Below are 19,794 nucleotides of genomic sequence, written 5' to 3' on the forward strand. Positions count from 1 at the left end.
CCCTGCAGGCCCTCACGGCCTGACCAACCACGAGCATCACGCGCACCACCAGGTACACCACCCCAGCGGGCTTGACCAACCGGCGTGGTCGGTGGTGATTGCCGGCGATGCGTCCTGAGTCGTAGGGCGCTGGCGCGAGGCCCGCGATCGAGGCGAGCCGATCAGCGCTCCCGAAGGCGCGCAGGTCGCCGGTGTTGGCGATGAATGTCGCCGCCAGCAGCGGACCGAAGCCGGGCATGCTGATGATGATCTTCGCGTCGTCGTGGCGCTCGAGGTGCTCGGCGATCTCGGCGTCCAACGCCGCGAGGTCAGCGTCCAGGGCGGTGATCTTCGCCGCGAGGCGGGCCACGAGCACGGCCCCGGTGGCCTGGGTGGGCAAGGTGGTGTGCTGGGCGTGGGCGGCGGCCAAGGCCTTGTCGGCCATCGCGGCGCTGGACCGGCATCCGCGGGCGCGCAGCCAGGCCGCCAGCCGCGCCGTGCCCAGGCGCCGGAGGGCGTCGGGGGTGGCGTAGCCGGTCAGCAGCGTCAGCGGGGCCTTCTTGGAGTAGTCGAAAGCCGCTTCCAGGGCGGGGAAGTAGTCCAGCAGCAGGGCTCTGAGCCTGTTGATCATCCGGACCCGGTCGTAGGTGAGGTCGGTGCGGTGGGCGGTCAGCAGGCGCAGTCCGGTGCTGGCCTCATCGCCGGTGCGCACCGGCTGCAGGTCGCGGCGCATGCGAGCTTGGTCAGCGATAATGCGGGCGTCCTTGGCGTCGGTCTTGCCGTCCCCGCGGTAGGTCGCCGCGGCGTGGTGCACGACCCGCCCGGGGATGTACAGCAGCTGCTGGGCGTGGGCTTCGAGCAGCCCGATGAGCAGCGAGGCGCCGCCGGCGTTGAGGTCGGTGGCCCACACCAGCGGGTCACCGTCGGCCAGCGCGAGGACCTCGCTGATCAGGTCCAGCAGCCGGCTCTCGTCGTTGTCGACCCGGCGGGACAGCACGACGGTGCCGTCGGAATCCATCGCGACGCAGTGATGGGCTCGCTTGCCCGCGTCGATGCCCGCCCACAGCGCGCCCATGGACCGATCTCCTTCTCTTCGGCTGTGAGTTTCTCCTTGACTGGCAGCCGCGCCGGCACGTCCTTACGCAACGCTCAGGTGCGCGAATCTCAATGAGCGGTCGAGCTACCGACAGGACGGCGGGCGGCCATTCCCAGTGAGCCGTTTACGCGGCGGGGCGATCTGAGCCATACCCACCGTCCCAAGGAGGCGACCGGGACCCTACGGATGGCCCCGGCATCACCCGCTACGACCGTAAGGAGGGCGACCTCATCATCGGTGCCGGGTCGACTTCGGCGATGATCACGCTGCGGGAGCGGGTCACTCACGACGGGGTGGTGATCAACCTGCCCGTCGACCACACCGCGGCCACGGTGACCGCGGCCCTGGTCGAGACCTTCGCGGCCGTCCCGGCGCACCTGGCCCGGACGCTGACTTGGGACCAGGGCACCGAGATGGCCAGACACCTGGACTTCACCGCTCAGACGGGCATCCCGGTGTTCTTCGCTGAGCGGTCCAGCCCGTGGCAGCGCGGCGCGAACGAGAACTCCAACGGCTTGGTCCGCCAGTACTTCCCGAAGAACACTGACCTGTCGGTGCATAGCGCCGAGCGCGTCAGTGGCGTCGTTACCGACCTGAACACCCGACCACGGAAGAGCTTGGGCTTCCAGACCCCCGCTTTCCGCTTCCGACAGGCCGCCCGAGCCGCCTGACCAGGGCGTCTCTCCCTCTAACGAACAGTGCACTACCGTGCACGCGACCGAAGAATGCCGCCGCGTTGCGTCGATCGCTGGAATCCGCCCCCCGGTGCGGGATAGGACCTCCGGACAGGGCTATCGGGACGCAGAAGCAAAGCAATGCCTCGGCGCGCCAACAGGGGAGGGGTGTACCGGGAGACGGTCGCCTGCTGGGACGCGCTCCGCGCGCTCTCGGTGGGCTACCGCCTGCTTACGCTCGACGGTGACGAAGCAGGCGAGGTGGCAGCGAGAGGAGGTTAATCCGGCTTACCTTCTCGGCTGTGACCGTCGCACATGATGTGAGTCCACAGCGAACCTGGGTCTCGGCCCTCTTCTTGACGCTCTTCGCCGTCGGACAGCTGGTCATCGCGTCGGTCGTCGTCAGCACGGCCCAGGATCGCTTCGGACTCGCCAGTGGACCCTCGCTCCTGATGACCCTGGCAGCGACGCTGCTGGTGCACGTACCTATGGCCTCCCTCGTGGCTGGATGGCTGCTGGGCCGAGGCAAGGACTTGATCGGTCGGATCACCTTGCACGTCTTGGCGCTCGTCGCGTCCGCAACGGTCGTCTTCTTTGTGACCTACCTGGCCTAGTCGGCGATCAAGTGCGGGCCGAACCGCGCGCCGTCCGGCGCCTTCGGTGTGCGCTACCTACATTCCCACCAGCGATCGACAGCGGGACGCTGTCCGTCTAGCGATCGTCGCCGGCCGGTTCGCGAGGACGCCAGCGACTAGCGTGCCGAGATGGAGCAGCAGCGTTCTCGCGCGTGGCGGGTAGCTGAGCGGCTACGGATCGTCGAAGAGCCGGGTCTACGCCCGGTGAGCAGCCGAGCGTGGTGGCGACGTCTGGCTCTGGGCGCCGGCGTGGGGATGGGCACCTTCGCCGTCCTGCACCTCGTCGACGTCCTCCGGGGATAGGAAGCGCACGGGCGAGTGACCGGACGGCGATCGACAGCGGGACGTTGTCCGGCCGGCGATCGACAGCAGGACGCTGTCCGGCCGGCGATCGGATGCGGGACGGCGAGGGCGTCGTCGTGGCCAGCGCCTTGAGCGAGCTCCGGCTCGCCGACTGGAAGTCGGCTTACAGGACGCGGCGCGGACGCTGCGCGCCGCGTGTTGCTGACTCCTGCGGTAGTCCCTTTCTGTGGCGGGGCCTGCTGGTGTGGCGGGCGGCGTGCTCGAGGCGGTCAAGGCGTACAGCGCACAGAGGGTGATGGATGCCGGTGAGGTTGGCGGCTGTGATGTCGGGCCACCGTCTGGTGTAGTCCTCGCCGCACTGGCACCCGCTGCTGGCCGTCGTGGGAATGGTGGCGAGCGGTGAGGCAGCTGAAGTCGGGTGCTCGGGCGGTGGGTTTGCGCTGATGCGGCCGTCGTCGGTTGCGATGGTGGAACTCCTAGTGGCCGCGCGGTCCGGGGGATGTGCTTCGTGTCGGTCGATGGTTGCGACGACGGCCCGGCGCGTCGCACCGGGCCGTCGTCGGAGGGGGCGCCGTCCGGAGGAGGACGGCAGGACCCCGCGGGCGTCTCAGCCCTGGTCGCGGACCTGCTGGGCCTGGCCCTGCGCCTGGCCCTTGACGTCCTGGGCGCGGTCCTGGGCCTGGCCCTTGACGTCCTGCGCGCGGTCCTGGGCCTCGCCCCTGACCTCCTGCGCGCCGCCCTGGGCCGACTCCTTGACCGACTGCGCGGCGTCCTGCGCGGGCTCCTTGAGCTCTTGTGCCACGTCCTGGGCCTGGCCCTTGAGGTCGTCCACGAGCGGCTGCGCCTTCTGCTTGGCCCGCTCGGCGGCGTCCTGCTCCGTGCGGCTCGTGGGGATGAGCCCCGCCACGAGCAGGCCCGCGCCGAAGGCCACGAGGCCGGCGGCGAAGGGGTTGCCCCGGGTGCGGTCGGCGGCCTGGTGCGGCGCCGAGCCCACCGCGTCCTTGGCGCTGCCCGCCGCGGACCCGGCGCCGTCGCGGCCCGAGTGGGCCTGGTCGCGGGCGTCGTGGGCCTTGCCCATGACGCGCTCCTTGAGGTCGTTGGCGCGGCCCTTGGCCCGGTCCACCTGGCGGTGCGCCTGGGTGGACGGGTTGGCCTCGTGGCCGAGCTCGTCGACGTCGCTGCTCAGCGACGCCCGCGTGCGCTCGATGTCACTGCGGATCTCTTCCGGGCTCTGGCTCATCGGTTCTCCTCCTCGTGCCCCTTGACGGCGTTCGGGATCTTCTGGAGGGACTGCTGCGTCTGGGGCAGGCCCTTGGTCTTCTGGAGCTCGCCGCGGCCGACGACGGCCAGCACCGCGGCGACCACGGCCCAGAGCGCCGCGACCACGAGCGCGGACCAGCCGTAGCCGGTGGCGTTCCCGAGGCCCCACCAGAGGGCGATCGAGAGGAAGAGCAGGACGAAGTGCCCGGCGACGCCGGCGCCGCCGAGCATCCCGGCGCCCTTGCCCGCGTGGGCGGCGGACTCCTTGGCCTCCGCCTTCGCCAGGGCGATCTCCTGGCGGACGAGCGTGGACACGTCGGTCGTCACGGCGCTCATCAGCTCGCCCAGCGACCGGTGGTCCTCCGAGCCCGTGGCGTGCCGGGCGTCCGCGGTCTCGCCCACGGGGTGGGAGCCCTCGGCCCGGGCGCTCACAGCGCCGTCCCGCGCGGGGCGGTCCGCTCCTCGGCGGACGTCCCGGCCGTGCCGGCGCTCTCGGCGGGCAGGTGCGTCCCGCGCGGCTCCACCGCGGCGGTGCCGTAGGCGGCGCCGCCGGTCGTGGGGGTACCGGTCGAGGCGGTGCTCGACGAGGAGCCGGCCCCGGAGTCGGAGCCGGAGTCCTTCAGCCCGCGGCCCAGGCGGCCGGCGAGGACGCCGGCGCCCGCGGCGAGGGCGAGGAAGGTGCCCGGGCGACGTGCGGCGAAGCGGCGGACGTCGTCGAGCAGCTGGGCGGGCTCGCGGTCCCCCAGCCAGCGGGCCGCGTCGTCGACCCGGTCGGCCGCCTGGCGCGCCAGGTCGGTGACGGGCCCCTGCTGATCGCTGCCGTCGACCATGCCGCGCAGCTCGCCGGTCACGGCCGACAGCCCCTGGGCGGCGCGGCGCTGCTGCTCGCCGGCGTGCTGGGTCAGCTGCTCGCGGCCCTCGGCGTACAGGTGGCGGGCCTGGGTCCTCGCCTCGTCGGCCGTCTCGCCGGCCTTCTCCTTCGCCGTGCCCGCGACCTCCTGGCCGGCCTGCTTAGCGGAGCCGGCGACCTCCTGGCCGGCGCCCTTCGCGGAGCCGGCGACCTGCTGCCCGGCCTCTTTGGCCTGCTCGCGGGTGCCATCCCTGCTGTCGGTGGTGTGGCTCATCGAGCATCTCCTGTCGTCGTCATGGCTGTGGGCCGGGACGCCTCGCGAGAGACGTCCCGGCCCGGCGGCTACCGCGGTTGCGGTCGTCAGAGGCCGAGCTTGCTCCCGAGCCCGCCGCCGGAGCCCCCGAGGAGCTCCTTCGGGTCCACGCCGAACTTCTGGAGCAGCCCGGCGTCGCGGTCGGTGTCGACCTGGTCGGGCAGCTCGGAGTCCGCCTGGCCCGCCTTGTCGCCGCCCACCTTGCTCTTGATGAAGTCGATCACCTGCTGCTTGGGGATCTGCACGTCGTCCTCCTCGTCGCGCCGGTCGGCGCTGGTCGGTGGTGCTGGTCTGGTCGGTGGTGCTGGTCTGGTCAGTGGTGCTGGTCGGTCGTGCTCGTGCCGGCGGGGACCCCTCGGGCGCCGTCGACGTCGACGACCTCGCGGGCGAGGTCGACGACGACGCGCTCGACGCCCTCGACGCGGCGCACGGCCACGGTCACCCGCTCGGCCGGCCTCGTCTCGACGCCCACGACGGGGACCTCCTCGGAGAGCACGAGGACGACCCGCTCCTCCGCCGGGGTGCCCCCGCCCGCTCCGGGGCCGTCCTCGACCGGGGCCGCGAGCCGCTCCCCCTCCTCGGGCGGGACCGGCGCGCTCGTGACGACGAGCTCCTCGCGCCGGACCTCGACGTCGACCTCCACGCGCACGGTCTCCGTCCTGATGCGCTTGGCCACCCGCACCCGCTCGACGGGCACGCGGAGCCGCCGGGCGACCGCCCGCTCCTCCGAGAGGACCACCTCGGCCGCACCCGCGGCCGGGCGGTCGCCCGTCCCGGAGAAGCGGGGACGCCCCTCGCCCTCGCCCGTGGCCGTCAGCGGCGGTCGGCGTCGCCGGTGCCCCGGCCCGCCGCGCCGCCGTCGGTGGCGTCACCGTCGACCTCGATCTCCTCGCGGCGCCGGTCGACGCTCACGGTCTCGGTGTCGGCGACCGTCTCGGTGCCGAGGCGCACGCGCTCGACGGGGACGGTCTCCTTGTCGACGACCGCGCGCTCCTCGTGGAGCGTGACCTCGTGCTCCTCCTCCGTGAGGTCGCCGCCCGAGACGGCGTCGCCGCGGTTCGCGTCCGTGATCGGCTCGCGCTCGACCACGGCCTCCTCGCGGCTCACGGGGACCTCCTCCGTCACGCGGTCGGTGACCACGTGCTTGCGCAGGCGCGCCCGACCGGACTCGCGCTCCTGGGTGCCGAAGGCGACCCGCTCCTCCGAGCGGGTCATCGCGTCGTCGGTGTTCGGACCGCTCGTGTCGCGGCCCTGTCCGCGAACGCCCTCCCCGGCCCCGGCCGTGGTGGTCCCCGGCGTGCCGGTGGTCGTGTCAGTGCCGGCGACGGTGCCGGTGGTCTCACCGGTGGTGGTCGCGGCGTCGCCGCTGTCCTCGAGGCCGTAGTAGCGGTACAGCTCGGCCTCCTGGGCGGGGGACAGGTCCTCGTCCTCCTCCATCCGCGGGGCGTCCTTGATCCGGTCCTTCAGGAAGGGCACCCGGATCTGGTCGCCCTCGACCGCGGCGGCGGCCAGCGGCACGAAGGACTGCGCCGACCCGAACAGGCCGGTCTTGACGGTGACCCACTCGGGCTCACCGCTGGTGTCGTCGAGGTAGACCTGCTCGACGGCGCCGATCTTGTCGCCGTTGGTGGACACGACGGTCGCCGCGTACAGGTCCCGGATCTGCTGGTCGCTGGCCATGAGTCCCTACTCCTGAGTTGTCTGGTTGTCAGGTCCGAGGCGGCGGCGTGCCGCCCCGGGCGCGGACCAGGGCCCGGCATCGTGCGAGCACGTGGCCCCTTCGTTCTTACGGCGTAAGACGCTAGGGGCGGTGCGGGGGTGACGCCAACCGAAGACGACGTCGCTGGCGTGGGGGCGCGGGGAGCGCCCTGGAGGCGAGGGTGCCAGTCGTGGACCGCGCAGCGCCAGAGGCCTCAGGTGAGAGCACGGCGGGCCCGGTCGACGCGGGTGATGAGGGTCTCGAGGGCGTCGTCGAACTCATCTCCGAGGTCCTCGACGGCGAGCTTGTCGGCCAGGCGGGTGATGGTGGGGAAGGCCTGCAAGTCGACCTCGGTGCCGTGCAGGTGCTCGACGGGGCTGTCCGGGCTCTGCCCGCTGGTGACCTGCTCGGCCTGGGCGACGGTCTTGCCGGGGGAGACGCCCGCGGCGGCGACGTCAACGAGCAGCCGCCCGACCAGAAAGCTGCCGAAAGCGCGGTAGGCGTAGATGGCCGCCTCGTCGCTGAACCCCCGCGCCAGCAGCCCGGACAAGAACCCCTCGACCCAGCGCAGGCTGCGCAGAGGAGGGCGGATCCACGGGGCCGCAGGGTGGCGGGTCGCGACCAAGGGGAACAGCTGAGGGTGGGTGTGGGCGACGCGGCGGACCCCGGTCGCGATCCGGCGCAGGAAGTCGTCCCAGTCGTCGCCGGGTCCCAGCAGCACCGACGGGTCGGCGTACAGCTGGTCCATCACCCGGTCGACCATCGCGTCCAGCAGCTCTTCGCGGCTGCGGACGTACCGGTACAGCGACATGCCCTCGACCTGCAGGAACGCGCCCAGGCGCCGCATCGACAGCTCCCCGAGGCCGTGCTGGTCGACGTAGTCGATCCCGGCTTCGAGGACCGCGCTACGGCTCAACGGCGGGCGGCGGCGGGTCGACCCGTTGCACCCGCCGGGACCGGCGGGCTCGGGTGGCTGCTCGCGCTTGGACGCCGGTGCCACGGCCGCTGCTCACACCCCTCCGCCGGTCTCGACCCGGCGAGGTGGGCTCCGCCGCCGGGACCCGGTGCTGGGCACCGGGGTCCTATCGAACCAAACTCCCGCCTGCAGCGCCGACCGTCGCGGCGTCCATCGCCGGTGACATCACCGGGGCTCCTGGACGCGCACGCCCCCGGGCTCTTACGGTGTAAGGGAAGAGGCGGCGGGCATGGTCGTGTCCGCACCGTCCTTCACCCGCGCGCTGCTCCAGGAGGACCCTGTCCCATGCCCATCACCGAAGACCAGGCCTTTCTGGTCGCCCGCGCCACCGCCGTGGACCGGCACGGGCAGGTCGTAGGCCCGGTCACGGGCATCTACTACGACGACCACACCGGGGCCCCGGCCTGGGTGTCTGTGCGGGTGACCGGCCAGCACACCGAGAGCACCCGTGGGCAGGATCATGACCAGACGGCGGCCCAGCGCTTCGCGCCACTGGCGTCGGCGTCCTACGCCCGTGGGCGCCTGCACCTGGACGTGACCCATCAGCAGGTGCGGGACGCGCCCACCGATGGCGACGACGATCACCTGGACTCCGAGCACGAGGTCGGCCTCTACCGCCACTACGGGCTGTCTCCGGCGGGGGACACCGACGTCGACCCCGACACCGCCAGCACCGCCCGCAGCCGAGCCGACGACACCAACGCCACCCTGCTGCCCCCGGCCGAGTCCTGACCCCGACGACGCCGGCCACCAGGCAGGTCGAGCCCACCATGAGCAGCGGTCCAGGACGCGCCACGGCCCAGGGCCGCAGCGGAGACCGCGCCGCGTCGACCCACGACCAGAGCCAGGCCCTCCGCAGGGCGATCCGGGCTCGCCTGGACGACCCCGACCCAGCCGTCCGCGAGACCGCGGGACGCCAGCTGCGACAGCTGCTGGAGGCGACGCCCCGCGCGATGCCCGACGCAGAGCGGGCGCTGGGGCCGTTCAGCACCCGCCGCCCGCGCTGAGAACCCCCGGGTGCCAGTGCACACCGGCGTCCTCGTCCGCAACTGACGACCCCGCGGCCCCGACGCCCCGCCCGGCTACGCCGGCCACCGCCTTCAACAGTCCAGGAGCGCAGATGACCCAGAGCGCGAACCACCCCGACCACGGCCGTACTGCCGCGCCGCACCCCGATGACGAGCGCAAGCCCAGCAGCCCCACCGAGATGACCAAACCCACCACCGGGTACGTGCTCAAGCGCGCCGCTTCGGAGTTCACCAAGGACAAGTGCACCGACCTGGCCGCCGCGCTGACCTACTACGCCGTGCTGGCCCTCTTCCCCGCGCTGCTGGCGCTGGTGTCCCTGCTGGGCATCCTCGGCCAGAACGCCAGCGTGCTCGACGCCTTCCAGCAAGTCATCACCGACCTTCTCCCCTCCAGCACCGCGCAGACCATCAACGGCTTCATCGAGAACCAGACCACGACCGCCGGCCTGAGCCTGAGCGTGGTCATCGGCCTGGCCGGGTCGCTGTGGTCGGCCTCGGGGTACGTCGGCGCGTTCTCCCGGGCGATGAACGACGTCTACGAGGTCGAAGAAGGCCGCCCCTTCTACAAGCTGCGGCCCGTCATGCTCGTGATCACCCTGGTGGCGCTGCTGCTCGTCGTGGCCGCCCTGCTCATCCTCGTACTCAGCGGCCCGGTCGCCCAGTCCATCGGCGACGTCCTCGGCCTCGGTGCCGCGGCCGTCACCGCCTGGCAGATCGCCAAGTGGCCGGTCCTGCTGCTCGTCGTCGTCCTCGTCGTGGCGATGCTGTACTACGCCACCCCCAACGTGCAGCAGCCGAAGTTCCGGTGGATGAGCTTGGGCGCCTTCATCGCCATCGCGGTCTGGATGCTCGCCTCAGTCGCCCTGGCCGTCTACGTCGCCAATTTCGGCAACTACGGAGCCAAGTACGGCGCCCTAGCCAGCGCCGTCGTACTGCTGCTGTGGCTGTGGATCACCAATCTCGCCCTTCTCTTCGGCGCTGAGGTCGACGCCGAGGTCGAACGCGGCCGCGAGCTCCAGGCCGGCATGCCCGCCGAAGACACCGTCCAGCTGCCACCCCGAGACACCACCGCCAGCGACAAGAAGGCCACCAAGCGGCGCCAGGTGGTCGAGCAGGGTCGTCGACTGCGTCGGCGTGGCGAAGGCGACTAGCTTCGAGTAAGCCCTGGGCAGGGGCGCGCGGCAGCGAGGGCGGCGCACGCTCAGCGAACCGGACGCACGTGGTCTTGGACGAGCCTAGGCGGCCTGAGCGGGACGGAGTGGTGGTCCGGCGCTTGCGCGAGGAACTCGCTTGCCCCAGGCGAGCGACCTTTCCTTTGTGCACTCAGGTCGCTGACCCCTCGGAGGCTCAGTCCCGCGGCGTTGCGGACGAGAGAGGAAGTATGCACTCGACCTCTCCTCCGGCGTCCAGCTCCTCAGGTCGCCAGCGTCTACCCCCTCGGCCTGGCGCCACATTTGTGCCTGCCCAGACCGCCCAGGTCGATGTCCAAGCCGCGATGGAGGTAGTGCTGGATACCGGACTGGTCCGCAGCGTCTTCCAGCCGATCGTGGACCTCGACAGCGGTCGGGTCGTCGCCTACGAGGCGTTGGCGCGCGGCCCCCGGGGCAGCGCGCTCGAGCGCCCGGACCACCTGTTCGCCGCGGCCCGCACGCAGGGCCTGCTCGCCGAGCTGGACGCCGCGTGTCGTGAGGCCGCCTTCCGCAGCGCGCTGGAGCAGCGGCTGCTGGCGCCGCTCACGCTCTTCGTCAACGTCGAGCCCGAGGTGCTCGACAGCGCCCCGCTGGATGACCTCCTCGCCATCGCGGCCGGCGCCCCGGGGGACCTGCGGGTGGTCGTGGAGATCACCGAGCGGGCCCTAGCCCACCGGCCGGCGGAGCTGCTGCGCACGGTCGACCGGGTCCGGGAGATCGGCTGGGGCATCGCGCTCGACGACGTCGGCGCGGACGCGATGTCGCTCGCGTTCATGCCGCTGCTGCGCCCCGACGTCGTCAAGCTGGACCTGCGGCTGGTGCAGGAGCGCCCCGGGCCCGCCGTGGCGCAGATCATGAACGCCGTCAACGCCTACGCCGAGTCGTCCGGCGCCGTGGTCCTCGCCGAGGGCATCGAGGACGAGCGGCACCTGCGGGTCGGCCGGGCCCTGGGGGCGCGCCTGGGCCAGGGGTGGCTCTTCGGTCGTCCCGGGCCGGGGCCCGCGCCCGCGTTCGAGGTCGGCGAGCTCGTGCTGCCGCCCCGCGCCGGCGTCGACCTCGCCGCGACGTCGCCGTTCGCTCTGCTGCAGGCGCACCACGAGCTGCGCCGCTCGCCCAAGGCGCTGCTGATCGAGCTGAGCAAGCAGCTCGAGCGGGAGGCGCTGCGCCTGGGCGAGACCGCCGTCGTCGCCTCCACCTTCCAGGAGGCCAAGCACTTCACGCCCGCCACCGCCGCCCGCTACCGCGACCTGGTCGAGCGCACGGGCTTCGTCTGCGCCCTGGGGGAGGGCCTGCCCGCGGAGCCCATCGCGGGCCTGCGGGGCACGACGCTGGCGGCCGACGACGCGGTCCGCGGCGAGTGGGACGTCGTCGTCCTGGGCCCGCACTTCAGCGCGGCCCTGCTCGCCCGCGACCTCGGCGACACCGGCCCCGACGCCCAGCGCACGTTCGAGTACGCCCTCACCTACGAGCGCGCCACCGTCGTCGACGCCGCGCGGTGCCTGCTCTCGCGGGTGGCCCCGCCCCAGCACGTGCCGTCGATCACCGAGAACGACCAGCAGCGACCGAGCGCCGGTGAGGACGCGCGCGCGGGCGCCGGTCGCGGGGGCGGAGCAGGGACCCCCGCCCGGTCAGCGCCTGCGGTAGTCGCCACGCCGGCCGGCGAGGCGCTCCTGCACCGCGCGCTCGCGGCCACCACCAGCGGAGTCGCGATCGCGGACATGCGGCGCCCCGACCAGCCGCTCGTCTACGCCAACAAGGCCTTCGAGCAGCTCTCGGGCATGGCCGTCGAGGAGGTGCTGGGCCGCAACTGCCGCTTCCTCCAGGGCGAGGACACCGACCCCGGCGTGGTACAGCAGATCCGCGAAGCCATCACCTCTGCCCAAGAGTGGCGCGGCGTCCTGCTGAACTACCGGGGCCCGGAGCGGGCGCCGTGGTGGAACGAGATCTACCTCGCCCCCGTCCTCGGCGCGGACGGCCAGGTGCTCCAGTACATCGGGGTCCAGAACGACGTCACCGCCCGGGTCGAGGCCCAGCGGGCGCTCGAGACCGAGCGCGACCGGGCGCGCGCCCTCGTGGAGCAGGTCGAGCGCCTCGCCTACACCGACCCGCTGACCGGGCTGACGAACCGCCGGCGGCTCGAGGAGCGCGTGGAGGCGGCGCTGTGGGACGCGCGCCTGGCCGGTCACGCGGTGGCGCTGCTCTTCTGCGACCTCGACGGGTTCAAGGCCGTCAACGACGAGCACGGCCACGCGGTGGGCGACGAGCTGCTGGTGGCCCTCGCCCGGCGCATCCGGGAGGCGATCCGGCGCACCGACCTGCTCGCGCGCCTCGGCGGCGACGAGTTCCTCGTCGCGCTGCCGGCGCTCGACCCGGCGACCGCCGAGGAGGACGCCCGGCGCGTGGCCGCGGCCGTCGCCGCGGCCGTGGCCCGCCCCGTCGACCTCGGCGGGCGGACGGTCGCCGTCGGCGCCAGCATCGGCCTCGGCCTCAGCCCGCGGGACGGGGCCACCTTCGGCGAGCTCCTCCACGAGGCCGACCAGCGCATGTACGCCACCAAGCGAGCACGCCGCGCCGCCACCCTCGAGCAGTGACCTTCGAGACGTCACTGCCCCGGGACGGGCCTCCGTCCTCCAGCAGCATCTACGTGCTTCTGAAGCTGGTGGCGTCGCCTCAGCGACCGCTTCCCCGGCGAGCGTCCGTGTGCCTGCTGACTCCGACCCCTGGAACGTCTCAGGTACTGGCCGGTGTGACCGACGAGGAGGACAGCGTCCGTCCGCTACGGCGGCGGGTGTTGCGCGGCCCCTGCCCCCGGCCGTCGGAGCTGGCACACGCCGTCCTCGTCGTCCGGCGGGGCGGTCTTCACCCGAGGCAGGAGCCGCCATGTTCGCCAGGCCCGTCACCGCCACCACCGCCCGGCTGCGGGAGGAGACGGCGGCCTACCAGGCCGACGTGGGCGCCCTGGTCGACGTCGTGCGCGCCGTCGGCGACGCCGGCTCGGCTCAGGAGGCCGTGCGTGCGGCGCTGGAGGCGGTCCGGTCGCGGTTCGGGTGGGCCTACGGCTCCTACTGGGCCCTGGACCCGGCTGCGGGGGTGCTGCGGTTCGGCCAGGACAGCGGCGAGGTCGGGCCGGAGTTCCGGCAGGTCACCCAGGACGCCACCTTCGCCGAGGGCGTCGGGTTGTCCGGGCGGGCGTGGCGCCGCCGCGAGCTGGTGTTCGTGGCCGACCTGGCCGAGCTGACCGACTGCGTGCGCGCCCCGGCCGCCCGGCGCGCGGGCGTGCGCAGCGGCATCAGCTTCCCCGTGCTGGAGGACGGGCGCGTCGTGGCCACGATGGACTTCTTCACCACCGAGCACCTGGACCCCTCCCCGGGGCGCCTGGACGTGCTGCGCTCGGTCGCGACCCTGGTCTCACGGGCGCTGGAGCGCCTGCACGAGGTGGTGCGGCAGGAGAAGGCCGCCCAGGACGTCGACGCCGTCTCCACCGTCCTGCGCGAGCTCACCACGGCGACCAGCGAGGAGCAGGCCCTGCGGGTGGCGCTGGAGACCATCCGCCGGGACTTCGACTGGCAGTACGGCTCCTTCTGGCGCCTGGATGAGGCCGCGCAGGTGCTGCGCTTCGCGACCGAGTCCGGCGACGCCGGGCCTGAGTTCCGCCAGGTCACCCTCGCAGCGTCCTTCGCCCGCGGCGTCGGCCTGTCGGGGCGGGCCTGGGAGCGCGGGGACCTGGTGTTCGTGGAGGATCTCGGTGAGCTCACCGACTGCGTGCGCCGCCCCGCCGCCCAGCGGGCCGGGGTCAAGTCCGGGGTGTGTCTGCCGATCACCGTCGGGGGGCACCTGATCGGCACGATGGACTTCTTCGCCACCCGCACCCTGCTGATGGCCGACAGCCGGATGAGCGCGCTGCGCAACACCGCCTTCCTCGTCGGGCAGGCCCTGGAGCGCTTCGCCGCCGAAGACCGCCTGCGCACCGCCGGGCAGGAGCTGCTGACCTCGATCGGGGAGGTCGAGCGCGGCGTGGTGTCCGCGACCGACGTCGCCGGCCGCTCCGGGGCGCTGACCCAGGAGGCCAACGCCCAGGTCGAGGCCCTCGGGCGCGCCAGCGCGGAGATCCACGACGTCGTCGCGACCATCGCCTCCATCGCCGCCCAGACCAAGCTGCTGGCCCTCAACGCGACCATCGAGGCCGCCCGCGCCGGAGAGGCCGGCAAGGGCTTCGCCGTCGTCGCCGGAGAGGTCAAGAGCCTGTCGGGGGAGACCGAGCGCGCCACCGGCGACGTCGACACCCGGGTGCAGTCCATCCAGCAGCGCGTCGACGCCGTCACCACCTCCCTGGCCGAGATCCACGCCACCGTCGCCGAGATCAACGACGTCCAGACCATGATCAGCGGCATCCTCACCGAGCAGCTCGCGGTGACCCGAGCCATCCTCGGCTGACCTCGGGTGACCTCGGCGCGACCGCGACCACGACCACGACGACGACCGCGGGGACCGACGACCGTGGACACCGGTGAGCACCGCCAGCCCCACCCACCCGCGCAGCAGCCCCCGCCGTCCCCGGCGGAGGAGCCAGCGCCGGGGGAAGGCGAGGCGGTCCCGGGGGCCATCACGATGGAGGAGTACGCGCGGTCGGTGCTGGCGCCCACGCGGCCGCGCCGGCTCCTTGTCCGCGGGTGCGACCTGTGCCGCCGGGACTGCGACTACCTGCCCGGCCCACCCGCCGCCGGCCGCACGCGCCACCGTGCCCGATGGGTCTGCCCCGAGCACGGTGAGCGCCCGAGCCCGGTGCTGCTGCGCCGCCCCGCCGCGGGCGAGGCCCTCTGGACCTGAGGTGCCAGCGGGGCGATCGCCGCCCCTGCCGCCTGCGCCGACCGCGCCTCCCTGGCCTCGGGCGGCGCCCACCCGCTACCGGCCCGTCATCTGCGGGGCGGGGGGACGGGACGCACGGGGGCGACGGACGGGGCAGACCTATGCGGTGATCTTGTCTTCCCGGGGCTCAGGGGCGCAGGCCGTGCCGCCGATGGGTTCCTCGACGTCCAGCACAGGGAAATGGGTGAGAAGTGTGGTGACGACGGGACCCGGGCCGACTGGTGGCGCCGTGGCACGCAGCGCGGTGTTCGCCACCGCGTTCGCGGCCGCGGTCCTGGCGGGGCGCCTGACGGTGATGGACGGCACCAGCCTCAGCCTGGTCTGGCCCGCCGCGGGCGTGGCGGCCGTGTGGTTCGCCGCGCAACGCCGCGCCGGCACCCTGGTCCTCGACGTGGCCGCCCTGGCGCTGATCACCTTCGTGCTGAACCGGGCGACGGGCGCCTCGGGCGCCCTGGCCGGGTGCTTCGTGGCCGCCAACCTCCTGCAGGTCACCCTGGTGCAGGCCCTGCTGCACCGGTGGGCCCCCGACCTGTGGGGGGCCGGTGGCCGCCGGCCGTTGACCGGCACCCGGCACCTGATCGTGCTGCTGGGCGCCGCTGCCGTCGCCAGCGCTGGTGGCGCGCTGGTCGGTGTGGTCGGCGCAGGCCTGCTCACCGGTCAGTGGTCGACGCTGACCGCCGCGGTGTGGCTGGTCCGCAACAGCGTCAGCCTGGTGCTGGGTCTGACCGTCGGCCTGCGGGTGGGCTACCTGGCCACCGCCTGGCGCAGCGGCCGCCGCGGCGCGGGCGCGGTCCCAGCACCGGTGATGCGCGCCGAGCTGCCCTGGCAGCGGCTCGGACGCGCCGGCACTGGCGAGCTGACCGGCCTGCTGGTCGTCTCGGGCGTGGCCTACCTCGTCATCTTCGACGTGCTGCAGACCCTGCCGATCGCCTTCCCGCTGCTGGTGGTGACCGTGTGGGCGGCGCTGCGTTTCGACACCACCGTGGTCGCGCTGCACTCCCTGGCCGTCGGGGTCCTCGCCGTGGTCTTCACCCTGGGCGGTGACGGCCCGTTCGCCTTCGTCGACGACGACGCCCTCACGGCCCTGCTCGTGCAGGCCTTCGTCGGAATGGTCGCCGTCCTGGGCCTGGTCCTGGCCCTGGGCCGGGACGAACGCCAGGTGCTGCTGGGCCAGGTCCGCGCCCAGGCCGCCGAGGCCGACCAGCGCACCGAGCACGCCCGCGTCCTGGCCGGTGCCGCGCGGCTGGTGCACACCTCCGCACAGGTCCGCACCGACATCTGCCGCGCGGCCCAGCAGATCACCGGCGCGGACCTGGTCCACCTCCTCGAGCCCGACGGTGCCGGCAACATCACCACCACCGCCAGCACCGGGGCGGACACCACCCCGGCGACCTTCGCCCTGGACGGCGAACCGTCCCTGACCGCCCGCGCCTTCCGCACCGGCCGCGCGCACTTCCTCGCCGACGTCCGGCAGGCCCCGCACCTCTCGGCGCCCGTGCGTCACCTCGCCGGGTTCGCCTCCGCGGCCTGGCAGCCCGTACGCAGCCACCGGCAGGAGTCCCTCGGCGTGCTGACCCTGGTCTGGCACCGACCCCTGGCGGCCCTGCCGGACCACGTGCCGCCCATGCTGGAGACCCTGGCCAGCGAGGCCGCCGCCGCCGTCGAACGCGAGGACCTGCTCGCCCGCCTGGCCCAGGCCGCCGACCACGACCCCCTCACCGGCCTGGTCAACCGGCGCCGCTGGGACACCGCGACCGCCACCGAGACCGCCCGAGCCCGCCGCAGCGGGCAGCCCCTGACGATGGCGATCGTCGACCTGGACCACTTCAAGGCCTACAACGACACCCACGGCCACCTGGCCGGTGACGAGCTGCTGCGCGCCTTCGCCCACGCCGCCACCGCCCAGCTGCGCGACATCGACGTCCTCGCCCGCTGGGGCGGGGAAGAGTTCGCCCTCGCCCTGCCCGGCTGCACCACCCAGCAGGCCCTCGCCGTCGCCGCCCGCATCCACGCCGCCGTCCCGGCCGGGCAGACCTGCACCATCGGCCTGGCCCGCTGGACCCCCGGCGAGGACGCCGCGCAGGTCATGCGCCGCGCCGACGCAGCCCTGTACGCCGGCAAGAACGGCGGCCGCGACACCACCGTCACCGCCCCCGACCCCCTGCCCCGGCAGACCCGACCAACGCTCACACCCACCCCGAGCACCCAGTGACCACCCCGGTGACCACAACCGGTGACCACCCCGGTGACCACAACCGGTGATCGCAACCAGGTCACCCGCCGGTAGCAGGCCCCTCGCTCGGCCACCAGGGTGGCCCACCGGCCGCTGCGCCGATCAGGTATCACCCCTGCACTCACCACGACCGACAACTACCGTGGAGGGACGCGACCGCCCTCGACCCAGCCGGTCCGGCACACCCCAGGACACCGCCCGCTCACCGGGCCGGGTCCCGCCGGCCCGTGCGCCGACCGGCGCGAGAGGAGCGGTAGTGCACCCCACCGACGACGCCCACCACGCACCTGGCCCGGCGAGCACCCGTCCACCCGAGCGCGGCGACACCCGTCCACCCGAGCGCGGCGACACCCGTCCACCCGAGCGCGGCGACCTCGTCGCCGTCCTCGACGAGGTCGCCGCCCTCGGGCAGGAGAGGACCAAACAAGGTGTCCTCGAACGCCTGGTCGACCTCACCCGGGCCCTGACCGGCGCCCGCTTCGGCATCGCCCTGCTGACCGGCCCCGACGGGCGTCCCACCGCCATGGCCCACCAAGGCATGACCACCGCACAGGTCACCGCCATGCCACGCCTGCCGCGCCCCCTGGGCCTGCTCGGCCTGGTCCTGGCCGGGCAGACCCTGCGCCTGGAGGACCTGCGCAGCCACGGCGAAGGAGTCGGCCTGCCACCGGGGCACACCCCAATGGCCGCCCTGCTCGGCACACCACTGACCCACCACGAGGACGTCATCGGCGGGCTCTACCTGTCCCACCCACCCGGCCGGGGTCACTTCGACGCCCGCGACCAGGCCCTGGTCGCCGCCCTGGCCCTGCACGCCGGCGCCTGCCTCGGGGCCCTGCGCGCGGCCCGCCAGTCCCACGAGCTGCTCACCGCGATGGCCACCAGCGGCCACGACGTCGCCCACCACACCGACGCCCACCACACCGGCGCCCACCCCGGGATCTCACCGGTCGTCCGCCGCCTGGTCGCCGCCGCCCGCACCACGGTCGGGCTGCAGACCACCGCGCTCACCCGCATCCAAGGCAGCACCCAGACCTTCGTCGCCGTCGACACCACCGACGCCACCCCTCGAACGCCGCACGCCGCCCACCCCGGCATGCTCGCCGAGGGCACCACCATCGACGTGACCCAGGGCTACTGCGGGCTCGTGCTCGACCACACGCTGCCCGCCACCGTCCCCGACGTACGAGCCCACCCCCTCCTGGGACCGATGCCCGTCACCGACGCCCTCGGCGTCGGCGCCTACTGCGGGGTCCCCGTCCCCCTGCCCGACGGCAGCACCTACGGCACCCTGTGCGGGCTCGGACCCGACCCCACCGAACCCCTCAGCAGCACCCAGCTCGGCGCCCTGACCGCCCTCGCCGAGCTCATCGGCGCCCAGATCGCCCGCGAGAACCACCACCGCGCCGACCAGCGCAACCAGCAGCAGGCCTTCGCCCCCTACCTCGACGGACGACGACGCGCCACCGTCCTGCAACCCATCGTCGACCTGGCCACCGGCGCCCCCGCCGGGTACGAAGCCCTGACCCGCTTCACCGACCCCGCCGGCGCACCCCGCCGACCCGACCTCGTCTTCGCCGAGGCCGGCCGCCTCGGCCTGGGCGTCCAGCTCGAGCAAGCCACCGCCGCCGCCGCCCTCAGCTGGCTGCCGCACCTCCCCCCAGGCCGCTACCTGTCGGTCAACCTCTCCGCCCAAGCCCTGCTGCACCCAGCCACCCGCGACCAGCTCACCACCGCCGCCACCCAGACCACCCACCAGCTCGTGGTCGAGCTCACCGAGCACGACCACGTCGAGGACTACCCCGCCCTCGTCCGCGTCCTCGACGAACTACGCGCCCGCGGGATCCGCCTGGCCATCGACGACACCGGCGCCGGCTACGCCAGCCTGCAGCACCTGACCCGCCTGCACCCCGACATCGTCAAGCTCGACCTCACCTTCGTCCGCGACATCGACACCGACCCCGCCCGCCGCGCCATCGCCCGCGCCCTCATCGGCCTGACCACCGAGATCGGCGCCCACCTCGTCGCCGAAGGCATCGAAACCCCCGCCGAGCGCAACACCCTCACCCAGCTCGGCGCCACCCACGGCCAGGGCTACCACCTCGCGCGCCCCGCACCCCCCACCGACCACCTACCCCAGCACCCCACACCCCCACGACAGCGACCAGCCACCGAAGACCAACACCCCACCACGCCACCCACAACAACCACCCCAGCCCTCACCAACCGCCCCGCGCCGAGCGCGCCCACCTGAGCAACACCAGCACCACTGTCGCCCTGGCTCTCATAGAGGCTCGAGCGTTGGGAAGTCGACCTCGGTGTGGTCGGTCCCGGTGGCAGCGTAGAAGGCCGCCTCGTGCTCCAGTGGTGGGACGTCGCCGAGGTAGCCGTGCAGCCGGGTGGTGTTGTGCCAGTGCACCCAGCTGAGGGTGGCGAGCTCGACGTCCTCGACGCTCTTCCATGGCCCCGGGCGGGCGGGCCCGCGGATCAGCTCGGCCTTGTAGTAGCCGTTGACCGTCTCTGCCAGGGCGTTGTCGTAGGAGTCCGCGACCGTCCCGATCGACGGGACGGCGCCGATCTCGGCGAGGCGTTCTCCGTAGCGCAGCGACGTGAACTGACTGGGTTCAACCGGTCGATGCAACACCGGCCTGGTGCAGCGACCGTAGCTGCTCGTCGAGAGCCTCGGCGGGGG

16 protein-coding genes and 1 pseudogene are annotated in these 19,794 nt (G+C 73.4%); 8 read left to right on the forward strand and 9 right to left on the reverse strand.

What is annotated here, in order from left to right:
- Window positions 1–1,054 (reverse strand): IS110 family transposase (locus Q0789_RS16010; protein ID WP_298806986.1); only part of this gene is annotated, 1,054 nt, incomplete at its 3' end.
- 251 nt (window positions 1,055–1,305) lie between these two features.
- On the opposite strand from Q0789_RS16010, the gene Q0789_RS16015 reads away from it, so the two are divergent.
- Window positions 1,306–1,746: an IS30 family transposase gene (locus tag Q0789_RS16015; RefSeq protein ID WP_298806998.1), complete on the forward strand. Its 441-nt coding sequence runs from the start codon at window positions 1,306–1,308 to the stop codon at window positions 1,744–1,746.
- A 305-nt stretch (window positions 1,747–2,051) separates the two neighbouring features.
- A complete protein-coding gene (locus Q0789_RS16020) occupies window positions 2,052–2,363 on the forward strand; it encodes a hypothetical protein (RefSeq protein WP_298806987.1) in 312 nt (103 codons plus the stop codon).
- Window positions 2,364–3,294: 931 nt separating this feature from the next.
- Here the strand turns inward: Q0789_RS16020 and Q0789_RS16025 are convergent.
- From Q0789_RS16025 to Q0789_RS16055, 7 genes are all read right to left on the reverse strand, one after another.
- On the reverse strand, window positions 3,295–3,927 hold the full coding sequence (locus tag Q0789_RS16025; protein ID WP_298806988.1) for a DUF3618 domain-containing protein: 633 nt from the start codon (window positions 3,925–3,927) through the stop codon (window positions 3,295–3,297).
- Complete coding sequence (locus Q0789_RS16030) at window positions 3,924–4,283, reverse strand: phage holin family protein (protein WP_366917767.1); 360 nt, start codon at window positions 4,281–4,283, stop codon at window positions 3,924–3,926. The genes Q0789_RS16025 and Q0789_RS16030 overlap by 4 nt, the downstream gene beginning before the upstream one ends.
- A 92-nt stretch (window positions 4,284–4,375) precedes the next feature.
- On the reverse strand, window positions 4,376–5,071 hold the full coding sequence (locus tag Q0789_RS16035) for a hypothetical protein (protein ID WP_298806990.1): 696 nt from the start codon (window positions 5,069–5,071) through the stop codon (window positions 4,376–4,378).
- 86 nt (window positions 5,072–5,157) lie between these two features.
- On the reverse strand, window positions 5,158–5,355 hold the full coding sequence (locus Q0789_RS16040; protein ID WP_298803370.1) for a hypothetical protein: 198 nt from the start codon (window positions 5,353–5,355) through the stop codon (window positions 5,158–5,160).
- A gap of 68 nt (window positions 5,356–5,423) precedes the next feature.
- Window positions 5,424–5,849 (reverse strand): DUF2382 domain-containing protein, encoded by a 426-nt coding sequence (locus tag Q0789_RS16045; RefSeq protein ID WP_366917765.1) that lies wholly within the window; start codon window positions 5,847–5,849, stop codon window positions 5,424–5,426.
- 74 nt (window positions 5,850–5,923) lie between these two features.
- Window positions 5,924–6,790 carry a PRC and DUF2382 domain-containing protein gene (locus tag Q0789_RS16050; RefSeq protein ID WP_298806991.1) on the reverse strand — a complete coding sequence of 289 codons (867 nt, stop codon included), beginning with the start codon at window positions 6,788–6,790 and terminating at the stop codon, window positions 5,924–5,926.
- A 233-nt stretch (window positions 6,791–7,023) separates the two neighbouring features.
- Window positions 7,024–7,725 carry a TetR/AcrR family transcriptional regulator C-terminal domain-containing protein gene (locus tag Q0789_RS16055; protein WP_298806992.1) on the reverse strand — a complete coding sequence of 234 codons (702 nt, stop codon included), beginning with the start codon at window positions 7,723–7,725 and terminating at the stop codon, window positions 7,024–7,026.
- Window positions 7,726–8,070: 345 nt separating this feature from the next.
- Here Q0789_RS16055 and Q0789_RS16060 point away from each other — a divergent pair, with 345 nt between their 5' ends.
- From Q0789_RS16060 to Q0789_RS16085, 6 genes are all read left to right on the forward strand, one after another.
- A complete protein-coding gene (locus Q0789_RS16060) occupies window positions 8,071–8,517 on the forward strand; it encodes a hypothetical protein (protein WP_298806993.1) in 447 nt (148 codons plus the stop codon).
- Window positions 8,518–8,905: 388 nt separating this feature from the next.
- Window positions 8,906–9,964, forward strand: coding sequence for a YihY/virulence factor BrkB family protein (locus Q0789_RS16065; protein ID WP_298806994.1), 1,059 nt, complete (start codon window positions 8,906–8,908; stop codon window positions 9,962–9,964).
- Between the two features lie 344 nt (window positions 9,965–10,308).
- Window positions 10,309–12,594 (forward strand): diguanylate cyclase, encoded by a 2,286-nt coding sequence (locus Q0789_RS16070; protein WP_298807000.1) that lies wholly within the window; start codon window positions 10,309–10,311, stop codon window positions 12,592–12,594.
- Window positions 12,595–12,883: 289 nt separating this feature from the next.
- Complete coding sequence (locus Q0789_RS16075; protein ID WP_298806995.1) at window positions 12,884–14,437, forward strand: GAF domain-containing protein; 1,554 nt, start codon at window positions 12,884–12,886, stop codon at window positions 14,435–14,437.
- A gap of 661 nt (window positions 14,438–15,098) precedes the next feature.
- Entirely contained in the window at window positions 15,099–17,081 is a 1,983-nt protein-coding gene (locus Q0789_RS16080; protein WP_298806996.1) for a diguanylate cyclase, read from the forward strand.
- Window positions 17,082–17,358: 277 nt separating this feature from the next.
- Window positions 17,359–19,356 (forward strand): EAL domain-containing protein, encoded by a 1,998-nt coding sequence (locus Q0789_RS16085; protein WP_298806997.1) that lies wholly within the window; start codon window positions 17,359–17,361, stop codon window positions 19,354–19,356.
- Between the two features lie 30 nt (window positions 19,357–19,386).
- On the opposite strand, the pseudogene Q0789_RS16090 reads toward Q0789_RS16085, so the two are convergent.
- Window positions 19,387–19,722 (reverse strand): annotated as a pseudogene (locus Q0789_RS16090) (integrase core domain-containing protein); the annotation flags it as partial.
- Window positions 19,723–19,794: the final 72 nt, after the last annotated feature.

Origin of the sequence: uncultured Pseudokineococcus sp. (genome assembly GCF_947499845.1) — a bacterium.
Lineage (GTDB): Bacteria > Actinomycetota > Actinomycetes > Actinomycetales > Quadrisphaeraceae > Pseudokineococcus.

Bases quoted from the DNA above. Each gene is read 5' to 3' on its own strand.
- Q0789_RS16070 (WP_298807000.1), top strand. From the start codon at position 10,309: ATGGAGGTAGTGCTGGATACCGGACTGGTCCGCAGCGTCTTCCAGCCG.
- Q0789_RS16025 (WP_298806988.1), bottom strand. From the start codon at position 3,927: ATGAGCCAGAGCCCGGAAGAGATCCGCAGTGACATCGAGCGCACGCGG.
- Q0789_RS16065 (WP_298806994.1), top strand. From the start codon at position 8,906: ATGACCCAGAGCGCGAACCACCCCGACCACGGCCGTACTGCCGCGCCG.
- Q0789_RS16030 (WP_366917767.1), bottom strand. From the start codon at position 4,283: ATGAGCGCCGTGACGACCGACGTGTCCACGCTCGTCCGCCAGGAGATC.
- Q0789_RS16060 (WP_298806993.1), top strand. From the start codon at position 8,071: ATGCCCATCACCGAAGACCAGGCCTTTCTGGTCGCCCGCGCCACCGCC.
- Q0789_RS16035 (WP_298806990.1), bottom strand. From the start codon at position 5,071: ATGAGCCACACCACCGACAGCAGGGATGGCACCCGCGAGCAGGCCAAA.
- Q0789_RS16075 (WP_298806995.1), top strand. From the start codon at position 12,884: ATGTTCGCCAGGCCCGTCACCGCCACCACCGCCCGGCTGCGGGAGGAG.
- Q0789_RS16050 (WP_298806991.1), bottom strand. From the start codon at position 6,790: ATGGCCAGCGACCAGCAGATCCGGGACCTGTACGCGGCGACCGTCGTG.